At 38.4% G+C, this 1,050-nt stretch carries 1 protein-coding gene; it reads right to left on the bottom strand.

What is annotated here, in order from left to right; genetic code table 11:
* On the bottom strand, positions 1 to 1,050 hold a 1,050-nt coding region (locus tag D8863_RS10380; protein WP_260469795.1), incomplete at both ends, for a glycosyl hydrolase family 8.

Consider the following 1,050-nt stretch of genomic DNA (forward strand, 5'->3'; position numbering starts at 1 on the left):
TCATAGTAGTTATCCAAAGGTAAATCTTGTGTGAAAATGTATTTATTTTGCTGAAGAAGTTTCAGATAACCTTCTCCCTTGTCAGATGCATAAGTAATCGGTGCCAAGAAACTACCTGCCTGGTATTGATTGAAGGCCGTTCCGTTCAAGTCATAACCAGCATAGATACGTTGCTCTTTCATAAAGAAATCCATCATCTTTTGAACGAGTTTTTGACTTCTTTCGTCTTGACTTTGAGATAAGTGATAAGGCAAGCGACAAGCATTATAAGAATACGCCCCATCATATTGAGATTCAATAGTATTTGCTTTAGCAACACGCGCACCTGACTTCTCTACCCAGATAAAATCTGGCAAGAGACCGGTCTCAGATTGAGAACTAATTTGCTCCAATTGCCCAAGCATCTTATTCTTGACATCTAGCCATTGTTTATCACCAGTTAAATTATAAAATACTTGGAAATAATGAGGTAGTGTATCAGATGTTCTCATCAGATAGTAAAAATCTGAATTTTTTTGGGCCCAATTTCCTACTTTTAGAACACCGGTCTCCTCATTATAATTAAATCGAAGAATATCAATCAAGATACTTTTGGCTTGTCCTTCATATTCCTGAGCCTTATCTGGCCACTGTTTGGCAGCTTCAATCAAAGAATAAGCGATATAGAGATCACCATCGGTTGCGTTTTGCTTTTCAACCGTTTCGCTATCATTTTTGATCACTTGCTTCCAAGACATCAACTGCGTCCCCTCAATACGATGATTTTGGTAATAACGATAAAGACTCTCAAAATCTGCTTGACTTGCTTGCCCTTTTTGGGCTGCTAAAACCGTTATGAGCATGCCGTAACTTTGGGCTTCAGATAGAACTGTTGTTCCCTCCGAATCACTCGTCGTACGAACATAAGACTGATCGCCTTTTGTAACAAGGAACTGTTGGCTCCATTGTCTGTAAATTCGATTACGCATCTCGATTTTAGTCCTTCCTCTTGCTAAAAACAAGGCTAAACAAAAGATAGAAAGGATAAGCACAAACCAGACATATTTTAAT

Origin of the sequence: Streptococcus oralis, from assembly GCF_003943825.1 — a bacterium.
Taxonomy (GTDB): domain Bacteria; phylum Bacillota; class Bacilli; order Lactobacillales; family Streptococcaceae; genus Streptococcus; species Streptococcus oralis_CD.